The organism is Aporhodopirellula aestuarii (genome assembly GCF_023701485.1).
GTDB classification, from domain to species: Bacteria; Planctomycetota; Planctomycetia; order Pirellulales; family Pirellulaceae; genus Rhodopirellula; species Rhodopirellula aestuarii.
Genome location: NZ_JAMQBK010000039.1, coordinates 218,807 through 242,295, shown reverse-complemented (window position 1 = coordinate 242,295; position 23,489 = coordinate 218,807). Strand labels below are relative to the sequence as shown.

The window sequence follows — 23,489 nt, the reverse complement described above, 5'->3', positions numbered from 1 at the left end:
AGGGAAACGTCTTTGTCGCCAAATCGCTCTTAACGGAACGCGTACACCACCCTAGAGCGAGACCGAATGGAATCCCAATGGACGCGGTGTCCACCTGAGATGATCTCCTCCGCTAGATTCAGTCCCGCCGTCTGCAAAGACTCCGGTTTTAATCCGAATTGGCGTCGGCGAGCGTTTTGGTGATCGCCTCGCGGAGATTACCCGCCAAACTTGGACCTCCGCCCACAAAGACATGCGTGATCGTCCCGTCACGCCCAATCACCACCGTTTGGGGAATCGCATCTGCCTGATAACGGGCCGCTGCCACTCCGTCGATATCCAACGCTACCTCGGGCGCAATTTTCAACCGCTCGAGCGTGTCTCGAATCGGTTCGGCGGTTTCTTGCAAATTGACAGCAACTAATCGAACGTCGTTCTCGTCGAATTCCGAAACCGTCTCTTCAATCAATGGCATCGCCTGCAAACAGGGGCCACACCACGTCGCCCAAAAATCCAAAACCGTGACCTTCCCGCGCTGTCCTGAAATGGAAAACTGACCACCTTCGAGCAAATCCAAAGTGAAATCGGGAGCCTGCTTCCCAACCAACGCCGAATGCGTTCCCGCACCACTGCCACCCTCACCACCCGATTCAGGAATGATCGGTTCCGGGGCGTCTTTGAGTTGCCAACTGCCGTAGGGCTGATTCTCATCCGGCTGATCAATATCAATCCCGATCAATAATTCGTTCACGTCACCGAGCTTGATTCGCGATTCCCCTAACAACGGGTGCTCGCCACTCAAAATGCTTTTATCGAGCCCGCGGGCAATCATCGACATTCGATTTCCATTTCGCAGTATCGCCCGCACCGATAACTCAGTTGATTCTTTATCCGATTCCGGATCGTCTTGCGCATCGACCTCTTCGGCATCATTGAGCCAAATGATTTGAGCCAAAACGGAACGATCGATCTCGATCTCCTCAAGACGCGTCTCCACGACCAGCGAGTCATCATCCAACCGCAGGAGCCGACAACGCAAAATGTCTCCGTTGACCGCCACGACCAGATGCGTGGGTCGATTCTTCTTACGGATCCGCGGCAGGGTCAATAAACGATCACGCCGTGCAACTTCGATTTCGGGGTCACGACAATCGGCAACGAATTGAATCGCTCGGACTTGATCGGCCGGCAATCGCGTCTTGCCTGTCACATCGGATACAAATCGGATTTCCGATTCATCGATCGAACCCACCACGCAAGGAATGATTTCACCGGAACGCAAATGCATCGAACGAGGTGTGACAGGCTTAACATTGTTGGCCGCGTTGTTGCCAAACGCACGTGTTAGCACATTCCACACGCCGCCTTGTTGTGCCTGTCGCTGAGCATTCCGCCTCGCAAGTGCTTCCCGTTTCTCTCGTATTTGTCGTTGCTGCTGTGTTTCAGGTGGTGGCGTTTCCCGGTAGACCATGCGACCGGTAAAACTGGGGCGGAGATTCACCGGGTCCGCCGCGTAAAGAGCAAATCGCAACGGCGTCGGAGTCGCCTGCTCTTCCGTGTCAACAAACCGTCCTTTGAATCGACCGCCCGGAACCTCCATCCGCCCAAGAATAAACGGAGACGTCCCACGACTCGCTCGCGTGGAATTAGAAACCGTGAGCCGACCGATCTGCTCGTTATCGAACTCGAGCTCCTCCGCGATCGCATCACATCGTAAAACGAGTCGACCGTCAGCGATCGAGTGAATTGCTCCGGTCAACCGGATACCGCCATGGGAGACGACTTGCAACTGCGTCCGATCATCCTCACCCGTTGCCGGTGTTTGCTCGACCGCCACGTTCGGTTCGGACGGAACTGTCCCAGTTTGTTGGGCAACCTCAAACGACGAAATCTGCTTCGTCGCGATCTGATAAACCGTATCGTCGGCACGGAATCCCCAGAGGCCATCGTGAACGCCGATCAGTTTTCCCGACAAGATCGTATGATCTTCGAGAACGAGCACATCATGGTCCGGTACGGTTTGTTGAGCTGGTATATCCGAGAGCTGTCGTACGTGCAGCGAATCCAAACTGACGCTGCCATTGAGGTTAGTTAAGCGAATACCAGGACGAACATCGGGATAGTCGTTGGCAGGTAACTCAAATTCTCCCAACCGTCCGCCCTGCGGCGATAAAGCCACGACATGACCGTCATTTTGATGAATCTGCAACAGTAAACTCAGGTGACCTCCGAGGTCCTTGTGAGCCCCAAGCTGAATCACGTCGGCGACCTCAGCGAGTTCACGCACCAGAACAACCTGATCGTCCCAAACCTCGACGCGATAAGCGCTCGCGGCCGATTCATCGCTGTTGTCCTTGTCGACACCGATCGCGAACACAAAGTTTGGATTGCCCTCCCAACTCAATTCAGCGTTCAGTTGAACCACGTTTGATAAACCAATATCACGATACGCCGACGCGTTAGCCCGCTCGGTTCGGATTTGACCGCCTCCCGATTGCCAATCGTCTCGCTCGCCATCCACAATCCAATCGTTGATCGGACCAGGACCGACGAACAGCATCGATTCTCCGTCACGCCATTGGGAGATGCGGCGTACCGCTGACCTCATCAACGTGATCTCACCAAACGCGGGAAGCGATGCGTGGACCGACCATTCATCAACGCCCAAGATTGTGCCGAACAACTGGTCCCCCTGAACGAGATCGATCACAAACTCCCCCGCCTCGGGCTTGAACGGAATTGGAGGTGGAAACGACGCCGTCACCACGGATTTCAGATCGAAAGAAACAGGTGCCGCGAAGTGAGGATATTGCCACGCCAACTGGTGAGATTGTCCGGAGTCTCTAGAAGAATTTGCTAACGTCCCCGGCAGATAATCCCCACCGACCAATCGCAACAATCCGAGCGGTGGAGTGGACTGAGCGTGAACCGTCGTGGATACGTATATGACAAGGCAAAACATCACGTGAAGCCACACCACCAACCGTCGGTCCCCGCGCCGAGCAGCGTTGTGAAATGATGACGACCGCAATCCACGGTCGTATCGACGCCTTCCATCTACCATCTGTTGTCGAAACATACTCATCATCGTTCGTAGATCGGCAGAAAGCGGAAATTGAGAGCCATCGCGAGCAACGCCATCGAGGTGTCGGCCGACTTACCAAGTGATCCGGTGAAACTGCCGTCCTCCTGTTGATCAGCCTTGAGTTCACGAATGAGTTGCTTGTTCCATTTCTCCCACGCTTCGACATCGCCTTGGAACAGTGCCTGTGCCTGATAGTATTGGCCATATCGCAGATAATGGCTGGTGGTCGCCTCAAGTCGATTCGTCAGCGCACCGAGCGTTGCCTTAAACTCGGGCATGTCCTTTCGGCGGGAAACCGCATAAACGAGTGCCCCGATCGACATCCGCGGGATCGAGTCGTCGTAACCGCCGACCCCCGAATAAGCCACTTGCCCCGAGGGACTGGTCATCGATTTGAAATAGGCCACGCCGCGATCAATCGCCTCGTCAGGAACCTCGATACCAGCATTGCGGGCGGCGAGCAATCCGACCATCACCGCGCCGCTGACCGACGTATCCGCATCCTTGGCGTCGGGACCATATCGCCAACCGCCAAAACGATTCTTTTTCTGCGAGGTCACCGCCCCACGCACGGCCAATTCGAGCGAGTGACCTAGCGTCAGTGGAGAGTCATTGCTTCCGGTGCTGCCCGAACCACCGCTCCACAAATCGGAATCATCGACGGCACCGTACGCTTCCGCGACCGCCAGCATGGCGAATCCATGATTGTACATACTCGTGTGGCCTTGACTGCCACCATAGATTCCCGTCGTCTTGTCCTGGCTACTCAACACACTTCGCAATCCACGCCGAATGTTGCCGCTGTAAATACCAAAATTTGGATCTTCCCCTGAGGCCAGGAATGCCATCACTGCCATGCCAGTGATACCTGGCCCAGTCTGTCCGCTCTTCCAATCCCCTTCTTCACTTTGTGAATTGGCGAGGTACTTCAATCCCTTCTCATAAACCTCGCGAACATCACGCGGGACGACCTCACCCATTTGCGCGGTGGGAAACTGGGCCCATGTCGAATCCACCAGCATCAATACAGCGAGAGCGGAGAGAATCGCCGGACGCAGCCAAAATTTACTCATCCCATGCCCCCATCTGCGTCAAGCTTTGTTTGATCGCTGCGGCTTGCGCGAACGTACTCTGGATCGCCTTCGATTGAGGTTCGTCAAAGATCGCCTTGATCTGAGCCTCCGGCATCTCACTCAACTTAACCATCACGACATAGGCAACGTACGGCCCCGAAGTGTTGTTGATCTTCGCTTTGTCTCGCAGCAAATCCATCAACGCGTCACGCTGTTGCATCGTCATCGGAACCTGTCGTCCGAGGTTTGCCACAAACGTCGCGTAGGCAAGTTCCACCTTGCGTTTCGCTTGCTCGGCCTCACGTTTCCTCAACTCCACCGCTTGGTGCTCGTCGATTGCCGTGCGGGCGACCTTCCGCAACAATGAATCCTTGTTAAATAGCCCTTTATTGAGCCGTTGCTGCAGCGGCATTGCGAGCTGATAGAGTTCATTCACTGCTTGCTGACCGTTCGCGCCGTTTGCTTCGCGGATTTTGAACTCTTGGACCGCACGATCGACTTCGTTTAAAAAACGTGCTATGTCCCCTTTTCCGGCGAGGCGGATCATCTCCTTTTGGGGCTCCTTCAGCGGCGTCACTTGATCAAGCAGATCAATCTCCATTTCGATCCGATCGTTCAAAACGCGACGTGCATTTTCCGCATTCTGCATTGAGGAGAAAATCCATCGTTCAAACTGACTCAGTTCAATCCCGTCTGCGACTGCGGGATGAGAAACACAACAAAACACGAGACAGATAAGAACGGCTCTGAGACGCCTCGCTCGAAACAGCTCAAAGGCAACATCCCGTCCCTGGCACCAAGCTTCGCTCGACAGGAGCGACCAGCCTTTGGGCGACATCTCATTGACGTCTCGGATGCTTCGACGAACCGCTCGTTGCCTTGCTCCGTGTGGTCGTGGAGACCTGCTCAGTTCACTGAACGTCATTTGATCCACTCCTCGTCGAAATCGGCATTCGCACCGAATTGATTTCCGAAGTGAACGGTAAGGTTGATCTGTTGAGTGGAATCGACCACTTTCTTCTGTTTCGCCGACAGCACTTTCTTGAGCATCTCACTCGGTATGGGCGGCAAATACTGCTCGTTGTGCATGTACGACATCATCGACTGGAGGTCGATCGCAGTCCATCCTTCCATCATCAAATCCGTCAACTCGGCATACTGCGTCTCACTCAGTCCGACCTTGGCGTCCAGCATCCCGATCGCGATGCCGACGACGGTGGCACGCTCGAAATGGTCTCGTGCATCCGCTTCTTTCACATAAGTATCAAATTGCTGCTCTGAAAGAATCGGTTTGAGAAATGCCCTCGCGTCATCGCGAACACGAGCGTAGGGGTTCACGCTGAGGTGTTCGTTACGGGGGCCCCTGACCTGAATCTCATTGGCTCGAATCTGAATCTGAGCTCCGCCCGCGTCCTTCACCATATCCCCCGTCGCTTGGTACGCCACAGTCGCCGCTTTGACGATCTCCTTCATTTGGTCGTCGGTCGGATCGCAAACCCGGTTGATGAACGAAATTTCCAAATTGAAGAGCGGTTTCATGAACGTCAGCGGCTTCGCGTTCTTGGGAGCAGCGGCGGGAGGCACCGCAAGGAACTCTTCAACAACAACAGCTTCAACGGCCGCTTCGATGTCAGCCTCGATCACTTCCACCACTTCTTCCTCTTGCCCGCGAGCAAGTTGCATCGAGCAGCAGACCAATACGATCAACATCCAGCTACGAATCCACATCACGAACCTCCGATGCGGTTAAAGTATTGATCGAGTCCGCGTCGGAATTCTTCTGGCAACACAACCCCGGTGTCCCCGGTCGTTTGGCCGACATCGCGACTCTCACGGACAGCTTTCTCGTTGCGTCCCTTACCGACCAACGCGAGCGCCGAATCGGTTGTGTTGCCACCACCTCCGCCGCCTGGTGTCGATCCGCCGCCACCGCCGCCATTGGGGTTGATTCGTTTTGAACGCAGAATCAACTCGATCGCCTCGGTCTCCGCGGCAATCGCCGTCGCCCCGGTGTCGGCACGCCCCAAAATCCCCGCAGCTTCGCCCATCACGGCATCGACTTGAGCGAGCATTTGAAGTTCTTTGCCAAAGTGTTTTTTCGCGTCAGGCAGTTCACCGATGCGGGCAATGACTTTCACGACTCGCTCGTTGATCCCGGACTGCGTGTCCGACAATCCACTCGCGACCTTGGCGTGCTCACCGTCCTTCATTGCCGTTTTCGCCTGCTCAGCAACCCGGGTCTCCTCGCGCAGATCGACCTCAGCCTCGAGGATTTGCAACACCTCCAAGACGATCGATGGCGGCAAACTTTCCGGCGACTTTCCACCCGGACACGAACCGCTGCAAGCCGGATCCACGAGGTTCTCTGCCCACCGGTCCAACGCGTCGGACCAGTATTCCGCTTCAGCCACGGAAAGACCTTGCTCTTCATCGATTTTAGTAGCGAGTTGCCTCAATCCGCCGATCACGTCGGACTCTTTCATCTCATCGAGAGTCGCTTTGAAATTCATGAATCGCCGACGTTCGAAGTAAGCCGCGAGGTCGTCCATGATGTAGGAAACGTTCGTCACGGACGCTTCTTCGGTCTCTTTCAATTTGCTGAGTTCTTCGCGAACCTCTTTTCCGATCTGTTTGCTGTCGACACCAAAGGCGGGCTGCAATTGATCGGTCAAACGGCCCGCAACGACGTTCTGTTGCCGCGAAGCCGCCTTGAGTCGCTTGGCTAAAGTGCTGCCTTCGAGATTCGCGAGCACGGCGTTGAGTTCATCGGCGAGCTTGTCAAATTCGGCGAGTAAACCTTCCTGTTCCTCGACCGCCTGCTGCATGCTGTCCTGCTGATTGGCAGGCGGAGCGTCCTTCTTAGGCTGGCTCTTTCCCATCACCGTCGTGACGGGAAGCCGCAGTGCGGGGCTGCTCGGTTTCTTCGGTGCGCCCGGTTCGGCGATCGCCTCATCAGGTGAATTTGCGGACGATTCCATATCGACGAGTGACGGTGCGTTACGCAGCGGTGGAGTTTTCCCTTCGTAAGGTTTGTTGCCCGCACCCGCACCGCCAGCGCGAGATTGCCCCGCCTTCGGACCGCCTCTGCTCTCGGACGGCTTGCCACTCTTGGATTCCGCCAATTGCGTGGGTTGTTCGGCCGCACCATCGAGCAAATCGGCGACCGATGGCATCCGGTTCTCCGACAGATCACGCAAAACCTGCAGCATCTCCGCCCAACGTTCGAGATGCCCGACGCCGATTTCAGGGTTGCGTGACGCCGCCCGCACGAGGTCATCCCCGATCATGCCGAGCCGATCTAACCGACGACCGTTGGACTGCTCCGCCGACGCCTGACGTTCGATCTCACGGCGGATTTCTTCCGAGTCGAGTTCACTGGGAGGTAAATCTCGCAGTTCCTTGTTCTTCTCATAAAGCTGACGTTCTCGATCGCGAACATCGAGTGCTCGACGATGCCATTTACTAAGCTGCTCGGTCATCCATATGGCGTGCTGATCGGGCGTCAACACATAGAGTACGTGTGGTGGTGAATAGATACGGTTTCGGCCCGGCAGGTAATCTTCCGCCCACACGAACAGCTCGATCGGTTGCGGTTCGATGCCGAGCGTTTTTGCACAAAACGTTCCGATCGCCTCGACATCCGCGGCGTCATGATCGCCGGCAGCAAGAGCACGTTCGCCTTTGGCGGGATGTTGGACATACCCCATGTCGAGCCCGCGCCACGCCAGTCCGATGCGGCGAATCCCAAAATCATCGCTGGCTCGAGCGGTGAACTTCAACGTCTCGCTATCGAGCACCACCGCCTGACGAGGCAAACCGTCACATATCAACGTCGGTGCTTCGTCATCGACCGCGTTGACGGTGAGCTCAAACGGTTCTCGAGGAGTTAATCCGAACTGATCTTTCCATTGAAATTGCAACGTCGAAACATCGTCGACGGCAACCGGACGACTCGCGAGAGTTGCCCCCACGACGTCACGTTCCTCCGCATTGACTTTCCCCGCTGCGAGATTGCGATTCACCGTCGCGGTAAAAACGGCCTCGCTGCCGCGAACCATCGTGACGCTACCGCCACGTGAATCGACGCGTCGGACGTTGGCTTGTCCGAGATATTCTGGCAAACGAACATCCGCCACAACCGATGCGAGTTCAGGACGCAGGGTGGGATTGAGCGAGACCGTTTGCGTCACATCACCAACCCGTAACGTCGTTTCCTGAACCGTAATTTGCGGAGGAACATTGAACAGATATCGTCCGTCGTTCAGCGTCGCCTCCGCTACCGGTTGGCCGCCAATCTGCAGCGTCGCGGTTGCGGGTTGCCAACGTGTCGAATCAGCGAGTGAAATCGGAAGCGTGGTCGCTTCACCATGCGGTACGACCAACTCAACAGGCAACGGTTGGATCCGGGTGAAGGTGTAGCGAGGTGTGTTTTTCCATGGCATCATCAACCGTGACCACGCGTTGGCTGATGCGGCGGGATAGAGAACCGCTAATGCGAATACGGCGATCACGATCATTGTCGCCACAGCGCCAACAACACGATAGGCCGACGGTGGTGTCGCTTGGTTGAGATCACGTTTCTCCGCGTCCTCGGCAACCTGTTTCATCGCAGCTTGGCAGAGCGCTGGTGAACGTGCCTGTTCGCTGTCGCTGTGACTCAGCTCGAGAACGCCCAACAATTGATCGCCAACGGCTGGCATCTGGCGACTGAGCAATCGGGCAAGCGGTTCGAGCTTGCGATGCCGCCAAACCCATCGATACGCAAACAACGGAATGATCGCAGTTAGCGTCCCCGCAGCGATGAGCAGCAATCCGCGAACGCCCCGCGGAGTGTCCGCCAAACGATCCCAGCCATACACCAGCAGAAACGCGACACCGATTCCCAACACCGCAATCGAAACGGCTTCGGCAATCTTGATTTGCCAAACGCGACGACGATAGGCGAGCAATTGATGCTCCAGCGAATCGGGAACGCGCAACGCTGTTGATTCTGTTGCAACACTCATATCAACCCAACTCCCTTACGTGCGATCCAAAACAACGCCAACAAAGCGACGAAACACCCAACCATCACCGGATGACTCCACAACGAGATCCGGCGTACTGAGGGCGGCGGATCGGGCATCGCCGAGAGCCACTGCACCACATCATTGATCCGGTCAACGGCGAGTACTTGGCCACGCGTCACCCGGGCGATTTCTTCCAAAACTTCCGGACGAGCCGGTTTGCCGATCTGCTCGAGACTCGCTCCCTGTACAAACACAGTCGTCTCGAGCGTGTCACCGGTTTGTTTACAAAACAACGTGAGCTGATGGGTGCCGGGCTCGCGTGGCGTCACTCGCCCCGAGAACGCTCCCCACTGCTCACCGCTGGACTCCATCCGAATCGTTTCAATGTGATTGCTCGGTGATACGATCCGCAACGTCACATTACCCTTACTCAACGGTTCACCACTGGATTCCATCACGTTGGCGTTCACCGTTACAGTCTGCCGCACCTGCGGTCGCTCAGGCGAATAATACAAACGCATGTTCTCGCCCTGGGCCATGTTGCGGCGATACGCCATCCAACGCACGACTTGCCCCCAAAACCGATAGTGGTACAAGTCCTCGACGCCCTTACGCCAACGCCATGCACCATCGGTGCCCATGAACAACACCTTCCCGGCGCCAAACGTTCGTGTCACCAACAACGGCAAGCGACCGAACCGGTTACTGGTTTCCTGGTGGACGCACAATGTTTCCGTCCCCGGTTTCGCACGCAGCACCGGAGCGTGCCACTGGAACCCCGGCAAATTGCCCCATACCTCGAGGTTCTCGTCCGCGGTGTCGGATAACTTGGTCAACAGGCTGCGACGCCCGAGTTCCGTCAATTCAAAATGTTGCGCCGTTCGTGATCCCCAACCACGAGGCTGCGATTCATCCATCACCACCGGGACAAGATCCGCCAGTTCGGTATCGAGCAAGCTGAATTGTCGCCCCTGCCAACCAGGCATGAAAACCAAACCACTCGCCTGCTGGCTGACCAACCCTCGCAACCACTCACATTGTTCTAGCGTGAGCTGGCCGTCATCGATCCCAACATCACCGAGAAAGACAACGTCGTATCGAGCCAATTCTTCTTTGGTGGCCGGAAACTCGCTAATGTAATCTGAATTGCCGCCACCCCGTTTATCGAGTCCGGGATGGAATAACAAACACGAAACATCGACTCCAGGATCACGTGACAACGCGTTCCGTAAATAGCGATACTCCCAACGAGGCAAAGACTCGATCACGAGTACTCGCAATTTTTCCTCGCGAATCGAAATCGGCGCAGACATCGTATTGTTGTCGTCACGAACTTCGCCCGCGTGGGAGGAAACGGACAAAGTCAACGAAGTATCCCCGAGCGAAGTGGGCTCCCAGTCGATCGAGTCGTTCGTTCGCCCCATCGCGGAAACCCGCACCTCTTTCGTGATCTCCTCACCGCCTGCATTCTTCATCGTCACCGTCGCAACATGATCGCGTGGCAACGAACTGTCGATCGAGAAACCAATACGAACCCGCTTGCCGAGAATCGCAAACGTTGGCACATCGAAGCTCAACAATTCCACATCGGGCAACCGCGTATCACTGCCGACCGGGAACACGAACACGGGAATACCGAGAGAACGCAACCGACCTGCCGCCTGAACCGGCGCGGCACCCTGGTTCCAATCCCCGTCCGACGCCAACACCACACCGAGCAGATGTTCGTGTTTCCGCGCCGCGTCGACCAACGGACTCGACAAATCCGTACCAATTTCGCTATTCGGCATTTCCGCTGACACAACCGTCGCGGAAGTATTGGAGATCGGATGAACCGCGACCGGTGATGCAACGTCCTCTTTGGTCTCCGCGAACGACTCGATCACCACGTCCGCGCGATCACTCAGCGACGACCATGCTTCCGTCGTCGTCAGCGGCAAGATCGCGTCGTGTCGAGACTCCGCTGCAACCGATGCGTCACGAGTCTGCATACTCGCCGAATCATCCCACAACACCGCGACCACGGGTTTCTCATCCGGTCGATATTGCTCTACCCACTCTGGTCCGCCCAACAGGAACGCGGCGATCGACACCATCGCCAATCGCAACAACTCCAATCCAACCGTTGACCTTCGCCAACCCGTGCGACGACACGCGATCACGCCGACGACCGCGGTGACGACCACCGCGGCAACCGCAATTGTAATCGTCCAAGGCGTCCACGCAAAAGAAATGGAGTTGGTTTGAATCATGCCGAGACACCTCCCGGAAGACCCGCATTTTCAACAGGCCGCTGGCGAGGCAAACACAACCAGGCTTCCCCGATCATCGCGATCAACATCACGATCAAGAACGCTCGCCAAACCTCTTCGACGAGCGAACTTCCGCTGCCCGCCTCACGATCGACACGGACAAACGGTACCCCTTGAAACAACGCATCCACTTGAGAATCGCTGACCGTCGTCGCGGCGTCTTCTGGCTCACTCCGATTGATCGCGATCAAACGTCCCTCGTCTCGTTGCTCGAACACTCCCGCGACGAACGCGTTTTCACTCGACAACGCCTCCGATCTCCCCGACAAACGCTGCCACTTCGATGCCGCCGCCGGATTCGCAACACCGGCTTCCAGATTGGACGTATTGCCGAGTGACTTGGCACCATCGGACAACGCGCGCTGAATCATCACGTACAACACCACGCCGTCGGCCGCCAACGACGAATCGGTCGCTAGAGGCGTCGTGCTGCAGAAGTAAACGCCACCACGCGGCGTTGCAACGCGAGACAAAAGCGGCTTCCCATCGGCCAGAGTCGCGAGCGATGTCGCTTCACCCTCCAGACCAGCGTACCGTTGAACGCGCAATCGCCCGACCGGCAGCGACGTTCCCGCCATCGTCGCGGCCAACAAATCGGCATCACCTCTCCAGGAACGAATCGCGTTTTCGTCGGGTTGGTCGTTCCATGTTGTCCACCGCATCGCAAACAACTCACCCGACGTCGACAAACGACTACCGCCCTCCGGTGGAAAGAAGACGACACGCCCCCCGCGATTAACGAATGCACGAATCATCTTGGCGGTACTGGCATCCGAAGTAGCCGTGTCTGGCAAACCAGCATGCCACAACAACAACGAAACGTCCTCCCAGGAAATCCCATTCACCTCTCGAGGCGAGACCACCTCGGCGACGCTCTTCAAACTCTCGTCGGGGGTAATCTCGGCGGCGAGTTTCAACACCCGCCCGACCTCCTCATCCTCGGTCACCACCACCGTCCGCCGGGCGGGCGGGACATCGAATGTAAAATAGAAATCATTGTCCGCAGGGTTCAAATCCGCTGGTATGGAAACCGATCCGTGTCCCCTTGTCACGCCCCGCGGCAGCACAACACGATGGCCGGTGAGTTCGCCCACCCCGCCTCGCAATTCCACGTCTACCACCGATCGGGATTCATCCAGGCTCAACGTCAATGGAACCGTTTGCGAGACTGACTCCGAGTCATTCATACTTTCGGCATCGCCATCAATTTTGAGCGACAAAACCACCGCCGACTCCTCTTCACCCACCTCCAGCATCGCTTCCTCAACACGCACCGATAAATTCACGGTGTTCGAGATACCCTCGGACGAAACTTCAGAAAACGCCAACAACCGGAAACGGATGCGTCGTCCGAATTCCACGAACGCGTCTCTCAACGAAGTCCAACGGCCGTCATCGGCTCGCCAATCGTGAGCCCGTAAGTCGGAACAGATCCAGACCTCGGTCTGGCCGAGTTGATTGGCGTTGATATGGTCCAGAGCGGCGAGCAACATCGTGGGCAGATCTGCGGATGCGTCAGAAGGCCCGGCCTCGGGCAAATCCAAAAGGTCTGCGGGAGCATCAAGCTCTCGGGGCGTGGCCGCATTGCTCTCGATCAACACGAGTCTTTCGGTCCCGATCGTCTGCAAGGCCTCGGCGATTTGCGATACCCCCGTTTCCAGCTTGGTTCGTGACGTCCCATCACTGCTGGATTGCATCGACGGCGATCGATCCAACAGCACGATCGTATTGGCCGGGCCGCGTCCCGTGAACGCTCCCGCAACCGAACCGCCAAGCACCCCGCTGGCAATCGGACGACCGATCGCGAAGATCAACGCCGCGATCACGAGCGTCCTCAACGCCAATATCAACCATTGACGAATTCGGGCATATCCGCGATTCATCCGGTTGGCCGACAACAGGAACATCATCGCCGCCCACTGCGTCGATTGGTATCGGCGTTGATTGATCAGATGAATGATGATCGGGATCAACGCTAGCGGTAAAGCGGCGAGCATCCACGGCTGCAGGAAATTCATCGCACGCCCCTCGCCGTCGCGCGACGCGTCAGAAACCGCGTCAGCACTTCCTGGTAAGGCTCGTCCAAACTCACCCGGTGATAGTCCACACCGGTCTGTTTGACGATATCGTTGAGGTTATCAAGGTATTCTTTCAACGCCTGCTGATAACGATCGGCGATCTCACTCGGTTCCGCAAAAATCGCCGTGCCGCCTTCCATGTCCAAAAACCGCGTCGGCCGTCCGAAAGAAAAGTTCAGCTCCATTGGATCGAGCAAGTGAAATAAAGACAAATCGTGCTTGCGAAACCGAAGGTGTTCGAAGCAAGCTCGCAATTCGTTCGGATCGACAAAGAAGTCCGACATCACGATGATCATCGCACCCTGCCGAGTCGTTTCGGCGATCTCGTGCAACACTTCAACCAAATGCGTTTGCCCAACGCCTTTGATCTCCTCCAACGCGTCAAAGATCGCTCGCAAGTGCGACGGATTGCGAAGTGCGGGCAAGTGCTTGACGATCCCCTCCGCGGCGCACGACAACCCAACCGCATCACCTTGGCCGACGGCGAGATACCCGATCGCGGCGGCAATGCGTCGTGCATATTGAAGTTTTGTGATGACCTTCTTCGACAACACGTCGTTGGACTTCTCGGGAACGGTCCCGAACTCCATCGATCCACTCGTGTCAACGACGAGACAACACCGCAGGTTGGTATCCGCCTCAAACTCTTTAACGTAGTAGCGATCGCTTCGACCATGAGCTCGCCAATCGAGTCGACGCAGGTCATCACCGGGAACGTATTTGCGATACTGCGCGAACTCGACACTTGAACCACGCGTCGGGCTCGTGTGTCGTCCCGAAACGGTACCCCGCATCGGACGCCGAGCCATCAACGGCATTCCGGCGAGCGACGCCAACACGCTCGGATCGATAAAATCACGTGACTTCTGCGGGGTCCACATGCTATTGGTTTTCTTCGCTCAACAATCGCGCGACGATGTCACTCGCCGATAAACCTTCGGCCTGCGCCGCAAACGTCGTGATCAATCGATGCGTCAGCACCGGCAATGCCACGCACCGCACGTCTTCGCTGCGAACCATATACGATCCTTCAAGTGCCGCACGTGCCTTCGCTCCAAGAATCAAATCCTGAACCGCTCGCGGACCGGCCCCCCACGACACCAACGGCAACAACCAATCCGGCGCCGTCCCGCCTGCCGGCCGCGTCTTGCGAACCAATTGAGCCGCCTCAATGTAAATGTGATCGGGAACCGGAATCCGACGCACGAGATCTTGATGAGCGATGATGTCCTCACCCGTCATCAAGTGTTCCAGCGATGGCATCGCTGACCCCGTCGTTGTCCGAGCAATCGCGATCTCTTCTTCCTCCGACGGATAATCCAATTCGATCAACGCCATGAAACGATCGAGCTGCGCTTCCGGCAAAGGGTAGGTCCCTTCTTGCTCAACTGGGTTCTGCGTCGCGAGCACCATAAAAGGTGGCGGTAGATCAAAACCTTTCCCAACGACGGTGATGCGTTGTTCCTGCATCGCTTCGAGCATCGCCGCCTGTGTCTTTGGCGGAGCTCGGTTGATCTCATCGGCCAAAATAATGTTGGCAAACACGGGGCCATGTGCGAATTCAAACTGACGCCGGCCTTCCCCGTTGTCTTGCAAAATATCGGTGCCGGTGATGTCCATCGGCATCAAATCGGGTGTGAACTGAATCCGGCTAAACTTCAACGACATCGTCTCAGCGAGCTTGCTGACCAACAACGTTTTGGCCAGTCCTGGGACCCCCATCAATAACGCGTGCCGCCGAGCAAACAAGCAAACCAGCAAAAGATCGATCGTGTCGCGTTGACCGACAATCACGCGGCCGAGTTCTTCTCGCAACCGATTGTGAACCTGACCGAGCCGATCAACAGCGGCGACATCGTCATCACTTAAAGAGGATTCGGGGGCGTTTTGATGAGACGACAAAACCGACTGCGACATGTTGAAGATCCCGAACTGTCTAAGCGATGGCAATTTCCCGCCCCCCGCGGTGCGGGAGGACGCTCACCAATCATAGCCATCTGGCAGACGCCCGTGCAAATTATCTCCCCGGATCCCCCATTCGCCCCCGCGGCCTCCTATAGATTCGTACATCTCGACTCGCCGACATCACGCTTGACGGGTAATTCGAGAATTGCATGTCCGATGAAAACAACTCAACATGCCCTTCGGATCGTTACCAAGATCTAACGATTGCTCAATTTCAAGAACAAATACAAACCGTCTTCACTCTCGCCTTGTTCCGCGATCGTCCAACCGAGCGATTCGTAAAACGCGAGAGCAGATGTGTTTTTACAATTGCACTTCAACGTCCACGGCCGCGGAAGCCAACTGTCTAATGATTGAAGCAGGGCGGTTCCGACGCCTCGACGTTGCATCGTCCTAGCGACGTAGAGGTGATGCACAAAGGAATCGGGACGCCAGATCGACACAAATCCCGCCACGCCGAGATCATCGTCCACCGCTACAAAAATCAATTCGCCTTCGGTAACGCTTTTGAAATCCCGCAACTCCGGCCGCATCCGTGGCAACCACTCCGCGTTCTCCAAAGAATCTAAATAGATTTTTTCCAGCAGCGGCAAATCAGATTCGGCTGCGGCCCTTACAGTGATCATCGGTGAATCCAAGACCTTCAACCAATCGTCGCTTCCCAAGAAACTCACGAACTATTTCGTGACAGGGGCTTCACGATATGAAACCGGAACAGGCACCCAACGGTAAATCATCGGTACGGTCACAATAGCACCCAACCACGCCAGTGCCAGATCTTTTTGTGCATCCCACACATCGCCTTGTTGGCCGTTATACGACTCCGCCATCTCAGGCGAAAAAGTCATCGCGATCTGCCATTCGAGCACCTCATACGCAGCCCCAATCGCAAGGACGCACGCCATCGCCAACAGTGCAGCAGCAGCCGGAGACACCCGACAAAACGATTGCAGATAGTTAGATATCGGTGGCAACCCGAGCACCCCGGACGCAAAGTGCACAAATCGATCGTAGTGATTGCGTTCCCATCCAAACGACTCCGACAACGAACGGCCGGTCAACATCTGGATGAAGTCGTCGTACGGTACATACGAATAGATCCACCGCGCTCCGACGATATGAAGCCAGAGAAATCCGAGGCAGCACATAATCGATAGGTTGGACGGCCGAAAACGAACCACCGCAAAGGTCAATAAAGCAACTCCGAGTGTCGTCGGAGCGTGCTGGAGCAACAATTCATTTGGATACGGCGCGTCAACAAACGACAGCGGAATTGCCATCGCAGTCAAAACGATTAACGCCAAACGCATCGTTACTCAGTCATTATGAGAATCAAAGATAACCGGAGCCCACACAATTCTTGTACAGCAACGCCTCATTACACCGAAGCCTTGTGTTGCCGCCACAAGATGACACCCTCGATGACCATCCATAACTGCAACCCCAAGACCGCGAATGCGAAACAGATCAATACCCAGTCGCGTGCGGGCCACCAATTTTCGACGAGATCAAACGTCATCGCCCACGCGGGCGTTAACAGCATCAAGAACATCGGAATCGCCAACATCGCGATCGGACGACTCCGGCGAGCCAAATAGAACACCGCGACCATCAAAGCGAGTCCCGCGAGCAATTGATTGGTCGCTCCGAACAACGGCCACAACACCAATCCTCCCTTGCCCGGTGAGTCGCCCGCAAAAATCGCTATCAGCAACGCCACGCCAACCGCAACCCCCGTCGCGACATACATATTGGTGCCCAGTTTAAAACCGGCCGACGCGGATAATTCGGTCAGGACGTATCGCTGCAATCGCGTTGCCGTATCGAGCGTCGTGGCGGCAAAACACGCGACCATCACCGCCATGATCGCAACCCCCATCTTCAACGGGACCCCGAGCGACGAAATGAAATTCGCACCACCGTCAATAAAGGCCGCCAATTTTTTATCGAGCCCCTGCTTGCGCCATCCACCGGCATCGGCGGTGGCCACACCCGCCGCCCCCTCGACCGATGCGGGGGCGGCACGCCCCGTACGGTAGTACGCTCGCCACGCGGCAGAACCATCCGTTGCACCAGAACCTCCGGGCACCTCGGCGACCGAATGACGGGTAATCACCGTCTGCCCATCGGAAACGGTGCGATCCAAACGCCCCATTCCGACTCCAGCACAGCAGGCCAAGATCACCAACACGGCCAGCATTCCCTCACCGAGCATCGATCCATACCCGACCAACTGCGCATCAGACGCACTTCGCAATTGCTTACTCGTCGTCCCGCTACTGACCATACAGTGAAAACCGCTACACGCCCCGCACGCGATCGTAATGAAGAGGAACGGGAACATTGGTGGAGCATCCGCGGGCACTTCCTTCGCAATCGCGGGCGCCGCGGTAATCAAATCCGCCTTACCACTCACCGCCGCCACACCGAGCCCCGCGACCAATAACACCAAGGCGACGACCAGTTGCAAACTGTTGATGAAATCTCGCGGTTGTAACAACAACCAAACTGGCAAAACCGATGCGACGAACGCATACGCCAACAACAACCCTGTCCAGACGACAACCGGCGTTGCATAGGTGCTTCCCGTCGGCAGCACATCCGCGAGATCAAGCGGCATCTGATAGGCGCCGACATAGACCGTGTAATACAGCACGCCCAATCCGGCCAAGCACGGAACGATTAATTGACGTCCCTGACGAATCACCAACCAACCGATCAGAACCGCGACGGGCATCGCAGTCCAAACGCTCAGAACCGACTCCGGATACAACTTGAAAATGTTCGCGATCACCAACCCGAACACCGCCAACACGATAGACAATGCCATCGCCAAAATAAGCAGAAATAACAACTTTGCCCGCGGCGAAATCAAGTGACCGGCGGCTTGGCCGACCGACTCGCCCCGGTTGCGAATTGAGATCACGAGCGCCGCGAGATCGTGTACGCCACCGACAAGAATCGATCCAAACACCACCCATAACAACGCCGGCAACCAGCCCCAAAACACCGCCAGGGCCGGCCCCACAATCGGTCCGGTACCGGCGATACTGGTGAAGTGGTGGCCCAGCACGACGCTGCGATCGGTCGGGACAAAATCAACGTCATCCCGCTGGGTCACGCTCGGCATCGGTTCATCGTCGGTCAACTGGAACAGTTTCGTCGCTAAATAGCGGCCGTACGTGTGATACGCGATGACAAAGCCGATCATCGATGCGACGGCAACAATCAGGGTGCTCATGTGCTCACTTCAGGAAATCAAACGCCAATAAACCCCGCCAAAGGCAACTTAAACGCCGACGAGTCATCACAGATCGTATTCGCACCGCCCCCGTGGAGGAAGGCGGTTGCTGCCACTGCCAATGGCAGCCAGACTCGAGATGTAACGACTTACGCCTAAATATTTGACTGCCGCACACTTGCGAGATTCCCCGCTCGCCTTCCAAACCTTTCCGTCAGGAAACGACGTCGTCATGCTCGCCCTGGAGGGTGAAAACGTGCGAAATAGGCACATCGCACCATTTGGCGGCCTGATTCGGCGTGCCTCATGCCCGAAGACAATTCACAGTGGCATTTCCGCACAGGCGACCCCGACTACGGTCCCGAAACCGCCTCTAAAGCACCGTCACGGACAATTACCCACCTCTCGGAAAACACCTACGCGGCGTGCGTCACGGTTAGTGATGACACGAAATCGGCCGATTGTTACGTTGCAGAGACATCACGCCGATCGTGAGTCTCCGCCACGCAAACATGTGCTTTGCGGCACATTGACTCACTTAGCGTGCATGTTTCGCGACGGACCCTGACTCGTTTGGACGCAATCGCACAGCAAGATGACCATCGAAAAATCACTTCTGGATGACTTACAAAAACGCCGTGTCGCACGGCTGCTCGGCGGAGGCGAAGAGCGGATTAAGAAGGTCCACGCCAAAGGATCGCTGACCGCTCGAGAACGTTTCGAATTGCTGTTCGAAGAGGGCACCTTCCAGGAATGGGGCATGCACGTCGAGCACGCTTGCCACGACTTCGGCATGGAAAAGAAAACGCTCCCCGGCGACGGCGTGGTCACCGGTGTGGGGCAAATCAATGGCAGGGCCGTGGCCGGTTTCTCCCAAGATTTCACGATCGGCGGCGGAGCACTGGGGCAACGACACGCCAAAAAAATCTGTGACGTGATGGATTACGCGATGAATTGCGGACTCCCCTTCGTCGCGATCAACGACTCCGGCGGTGCACGGATCCAAGAAGGTGTCGATGCACTCTCGGGATACGGGCAAGTGTTCTATCGCAACGTCGCCCTCTCCGGACTCGTCCCACAGATCGCGGTGATCGCCGGCAGTTGCGCCGGAGGTGCCGCCTATTCACCGGCGTTAATGGATTTTCTCATCATGACTCGCGACAACGCGAGCATGTTCATCTGCGGGCCTCAAGTGATTAAGGCGGCCACGGGTGTCGACACCACGATGGAAGAGATCGGTAGCGCCGCTGCCAACGCCGGTATCAGCGGCAACGTTCACTTCATCGCCGAAAACGATAGCCATGCCATCGAGCTGGTCCACGAATTATTGTCGTACCTCCCTGCAAACAACCTCGACAACCCACCCCATCGTCCCGCCGAGAACATCAACCTCGAACCCGATCCCGTCATGGACACCCTCGTGCCCGCGGACGCGAAAGGGACGATGGACATGATGCCGATCATCCAGCGGATCGTTGACGAGGGACGATTTCTCGAAGTCCATCAGCAATTCGCCAAGAACCTCCTCGTAGGCTTCGCACGCGTCGACGGGATCGTCGTGGGCGTGATCGCCAACCAACCGAAGGTGAAAGCCGGCACGCTCGACATCGACGCGTCCGACAAGGGCGCCAGGTTCATCCGATTCTGCAACGCGTTCAACATCCCGCTGTTAACTTTCGTCGACGTCCCTGGATTCTTACCCGGCGTGCAACAGGAACAAGGCGGCATCATCCGACACGGCGCCAAAATGTTGTTCGCGTACTGCGCCGCGACGGTCCCCAAAATCACCGTGATCGTTCGCAAAGCATACGGTGGTTCTTATCTCGCCATGTGCAGTCGTGACATGGGTGCCGATGTCGTGTTCGCATGGCCAACCGCTGAGATCGCCGTGATGGGTGCCGATGGTGCAGCCAACGTGTTGTATCGCCGCGAAATCGAAGCCGCCGAAGACAAGTCGGCCAAACGCGCCGAGTTGGTGAAGGAGTATCACGACCAGTTCGCATCACCGTACATGGCTGCCTCGCGTGGTATGATCACGGACGTGATCGAACCATCAACGACTCGTGCAAACGTTTCGCTATCACTACGCAGCACACTGATGAAAAGCGAAACACGACCGCCCAAGAAACACGGTTTGATCCCGCTGTAATCGGCGACACATGACCCACCACGTTTAAACCGTTAAAGGTTGAGAGCAAGAAGTATGAAAAAGCTGAAGATCACCGTCGAGGGCAAGGCTTACGAAGTGACCGTCGAACGGATGGATGAGCCTAGCGGTTCTCCCCCCACGGCACCCTTGGCCGCTCCGGCGCCCGCCCAAGCGGCCACACCAGTCAAGCGTGCCGACAGCCCACGTCCGCCAATCAAAGCCGGTTCGATCACCAGCCCGATGGCCGGGGTCGTCTTGTCCGTCGATGTCGCCGATGGCGAAGAGGTCAGCCAGGAACAACTGCTGCTCGTCCTCGAAGCGATGAAGATGGAAAACCAAATCATCGCGCCGGCGCCAGCCAAAGTCGCCAAAGTACACGTCAAAGCGGGTGAATCCGTTACCGAAGGCCAATTGCTAGTAGAACTCGAATGAGCATGGTGATGATTGCTGAAGCCTCCACCTCCCGATTCGCACCCTTGTTTTTAGAAACCGGGTTTCCATTGGCGATCATGGGGATGGTCGTCGTGTTCATGGCGTTAACCGTGCTGATCCTGATCATCAGCAGTTTCCCATTCGCAATGCGTAGGCTCGAACTGGTTTTCCCCGAGTCAAACCATCACGGTGCCAAACCTAAGAAGCAATCCCAACCGGCTCCCGCGGTGAGCGACGATGGGACGATACCGGCGCACATCCTGGCAGTCATTGCCGCGGCTGTGGCGGAGACGGAATCCGGCCCGGTGCGAATCGTTCGTACCCGCCACCTGACCACTTCGGAACTCGCGTGGACGCTCGAAGGCCGCATCCGGCATCACGCTTCCCACCGATTGCAAACACGCAACCGATAACCGGCTGCGACGAGAAAAATTGATGAACACAACCGATATATTACTTTCCAAAGCTGCCCAACTACTCGACACGACTGCTTTCGGCAGCCTTGAGTTGGGCAACGTGATCATGATCGTGGTGGGGTTGATTTTCGTCTTCCTGGCAATCGCGAAAGATTACGAACCACTGCTGCTCGTGCCGATCGGATTCGGCATCGTCGTCGGCAACATCCCCGCCGTCCCCGGCATGCCGCTGAGCGTGTATGACGATGGCAGCGTGATGCAGTACCTGTACTTCGGAGTCGAAAAAGGGGTCTACCCGCCCCTGATCTTCCTCGGCATCGGGGCGATGACTGACTTCTCGACGATGCTATCCAACCCCAAACTGATCCTGCTCGGAGGCGCAGCCCAAGTCGGTGTGTTCCTGACATTTCTCGGCGCGTTGGTGCTTGGTTTCTCGCCCAACGAAGCCGGTGCGATCGGCATCATCGGTGGTGCTGACGGCCCGACAGCGATCTTCCTCTCGTCAAAACTCGCTCCCGATCTGCTCGGTGCGATCGCGATCGCGGCCTACTCGTACATGGCACTCGTGCCGGTGATTCAACCGCCGATCATGAAACTGTTGACGACAAAAGCCGAACGCACGATCCGCATGAAGCCTTCGCGTCAAGTCTCCACACGCGAACGGATCATCTTTCCCGTTATCGCGTTTCTCGTCTGCACGATGCTCGCTCCTGGTGCGATCGTGCTGATCGGCATGCTGTTCTTCGGCAACCTACTCAAAGAGTGCACAGTTACCGATCGCCTCGCCGCCACCGCACGGTCGGCGATGATCGACGTCGTTACCATCCTGCTCGGGTTCTGCGTCGGCGCGAGTACCAGCGCCTCCCACTTTTTAACGCCGTCTTCGATCTTGATTTTTTGCTTGGGAGCGTTGGCGTTCTCCGTCGCGACCGCCGCCGGCGTGCTGTTTGCCAAGTTCATGAACTTGTTCCTGACCGAAAAAATCAATCCGTTGATCGGCGCCGCGGGCGTTTCGGCGGTACCGGACTCGGCTCGCGTGGTTCAAGTCGTTGGCCAACAAGCTGATCCGCAAAACTTCCTGCTCATGCACGCGATGGCCCCCAACGTCGCAGGCGTGATCGGATCGGCGATCGCCGCCGGTGTGCTGTGGTCACAATTGGCCAACTAAGAACACCGCTTTCAAGTACGACGACATCACGTCCCGCCGCGAATCAAGCTGAAACTTGATCTGCGGCCGCAATTGAGCCTCGCGTCTTTTCAAGCAGACCGATCAGCGTCTTCAATTCGTCCTCGGTCAGCCAGCTCAACAGCTGAGTTTCCAGCTGTTTCAATGAGGGCATCATCGCCTCGCTCAGTGCGCGTCCTTCTTCTGTGATCGCGATATAGACGACGCGGCGGTCCTGCTGACACCGCTTCCGGACGACCAAACCGTGTTTCTCCAGCTGATCCACTAGGGATGTGATCGCTGGGACAACCTGAATCATCCGCTCGCCGATCTCGCCGCAGGTCAGCGGTCGATCGGCTAGGGCGAGGTTCCGCAGGACATTAAATCGGGACACAGTTAAGCCGTTCTCGCGGCACAAGCGTGACACCCTATTGTCGATCTGATCCCCCACACGCATCAGATTAAGGAGCGTTTCCTGCTGTAGCGAGTGAAAAGGGACCGGTCGTTTGAGTTCCTGCTGAAGGTTCATCCCATCTATATTACCGCTCAGAGCTTGACCGACAAGTATCTTATCCATAAAACATT

17 protein-coding genes are annotated in these 23,489 nt (G+C 56.6%); 4 read left to right on the top strand and 13 right to left on the bottom strand.

Annotation, left to right across the window (positions count from 1 at the left end):
• Positions 1–148: 148 nt before the first annotated feature.
• The 12 genes from NB063_RS15195 to NB063_RS15140 form a co-directional block, all read right to left on the bottom strand.
• A complete protein-coding gene (locus NB063_RS15195; RefSeq protein WP_250929581.1) occupies positions 149–2,941 on the bottom strand; it encodes a TlpA family protein disulfide reductase in 2,793 nt (930 codons plus the stop codon).
• Between the two features lie 122 nt (positions 2,942–3,063).
• The gene (locus NB063_RS15190; RefSeq protein ID WP_250929737.1) at positions 3,064–4,086 is read right to left on the bottom strand and encodes a prenyltransferase/squalene oxidase repeat-containing protein; all 1,023 of its coding nucleotides are present in this window, start codon (positions 4,084–4,086) and stop codon (positions 3,064–3,066) included.
• A gap of 43 nt (positions 4,087–4,129) precedes the next feature.
• Positions 4,130–4,786: a hypothetical protein gene (locus tag NB063_RS15185; protein ID WP_250929580.1), complete on the bottom strand. Its 657-nt coding sequence runs from the start codon at positions 4,784–4,786 to the stop codon at positions 4,130–4,132.
• A 272-nt stretch (positions 4,787–5,058) separates the two neighbouring features.
• Complete coding sequence (locus NB063_RS15180; protein WP_250929579.1) at positions 5,059–5,865, bottom strand: hypothetical protein; 807 nt, start codon at positions 5,863–5,865, stop codon at positions 5,059–5,061.
• Positions 5,865–9,143: a hypothetical protein gene (locus NB063_RS15175; RefSeq protein WP_250929578.1), complete on the bottom strand. Its 3,279-nt coding sequence runs from the start codon at positions 9,141–9,143 to the stop codon at positions 5,865–5,867. Before NB063_RS15175 ends, NB063_RS15180 begins: the two co-directional genes overlap by 1 nt.
• Positions 9,140–11,398, bottom strand: a complete 2,259-nt coding sequence (locus tag NB063_RS15170) for a hypothetical protein (protein WP_250929577.1) — start codon at positions 11,396–11,398, stop codon at positions 9,140–9,142. Before NB063_RS15170 ends, NB063_RS15175 begins: the two co-directional genes overlap by 4 nt.
• Entirely contained in the window at positions 11,395–13,476 is a 2,082-nt protein-coding gene (locus NB063_RS15165) for a BatA domain-containing protein (RefSeq protein ID WP_250929576.1), read from the bottom strand. Before NB063_RS15165 ends, NB063_RS15170 begins: the two co-directional genes overlap by 4 nt.
• Complete coding sequence (locus NB063_RS15160; RefSeq protein WP_250929575.1) at positions 13,473–14,417, bottom strand: DUF58 domain-containing protein; 945 nt, start codon at positions 14,415–14,417, stop codon at positions 13,473–13,475. Before NB063_RS15160 ends, NB063_RS15165 begins: the two co-directional genes overlap by 4 nt.
• A gap of 1 nt (position 14,418) precedes the next feature.
• A complete protein-coding gene (locus NB063_RS15155; protein ID WP_250929574.1) occupies positions 14,419–15,453 on the bottom strand; it encodes an AAA family ATPase in 1,035 nt (344 codons plus the stop codon).
• A gap of 245 nt (positions 15,454–15,698) precedes the next feature.
• Positions 15,699–16,175 carry a GNAT family N-acetyltransferase gene (locus NB063_RS15150; protein WP_250929573.1) on the bottom strand — a complete coding sequence of 159 codons (477 nt, stop codon included), beginning with the start codon at positions 16,173–16,175 and terminating at the stop codon, positions 15,699–15,701.
• A gap of 3 nt (positions 16,176–16,178) precedes the next feature.
• On the bottom strand, positions 16,179–16,811 hold the full coding sequence (locus NB063_RS15145; RefSeq protein ID WP_250929572.1) for a DUF2238 domain-containing protein: 633 nt from the start codon (positions 16,809–16,811) through the stop codon (positions 16,179–16,181).
• Positions 16,812–16,879: 68 nt separating this feature from the next.
• Positions 16,880–18,742, bottom strand: a complete 1,863-nt coding sequence (locus NB063_RS15140; protein ID WP_250929571.1) for a carbon starvation CstA family protein — start codon at positions 18,740–18,742, stop codon at positions 16,880–16,882.
• Positions 18,743–19,337: 595 nt separating this feature from the next.
• Between NB063_RS15140 and NB063_RS15135 the strand changes: the two genes are divergently transcribed.
• Genes NB063_RS15135 through NB063_RS15120 form a run of 4 tightly spaced genes read left to right on the top strand, consistent with a single transcriptional unit; the run spans position 19,338 to position 22,907 of the window.
• Entirely contained in the window at positions 19,338–20,891 is a 1,554-nt protein-coding gene (locus tag NB063_RS15135; protein ID WP_250929570.1) for an acyl-CoA carboxylase subunit beta, read from the top strand.
• Positions 20,892–20,945: 54 nt separating this feature from the next.
• A complete protein-coding gene (locus tag NB063_RS15130; protein ID WP_250929569.1) occupies positions 20,946–21,323 on the top strand; it encodes a biotin/lipoyl-containing protein in 378 nt (125 codons plus the stop codon).
• An 8-nt stretch (positions 21,324–21,331) separates the two neighbouring features.
• Entirely contained in the window at positions 21,332–21,736 is a 405-nt protein-coding gene (locus NB063_RS15125) for an OadG family protein (protein ID WP_250929568.1), read from the top strand.
• A gap of 22 nt (positions 21,737–21,758) precedes the next feature.
• Positions 21,759–22,907 (top strand): sodium ion-translocating decarboxylase subunit beta, encoded by a 1,149-nt coding sequence (locus NB063_RS15120; protein WP_250929567.1) that lies wholly within the window; start codon positions 21,759–21,761, stop codon positions 22,905–22,907.
• A 43-nt stretch (positions 22,908–22,950) separates the two neighbouring features.
• Here NB063_RS15120 and NB063_RS15115 read toward each other — a convergent pair whose 3' ends face one another.
• Positions 22,951–23,481, bottom strand: coding sequence for a MarR family winged helix-turn-helix transcriptional regulator (locus NB063_RS15115; RefSeq protein WP_250929566.1), 531 nt, complete (start codon positions 23,479–23,481; stop codon positions 22,951–22,953).
• Positions 23,482–23,489 lie beyond the last annotated feature (8 nt).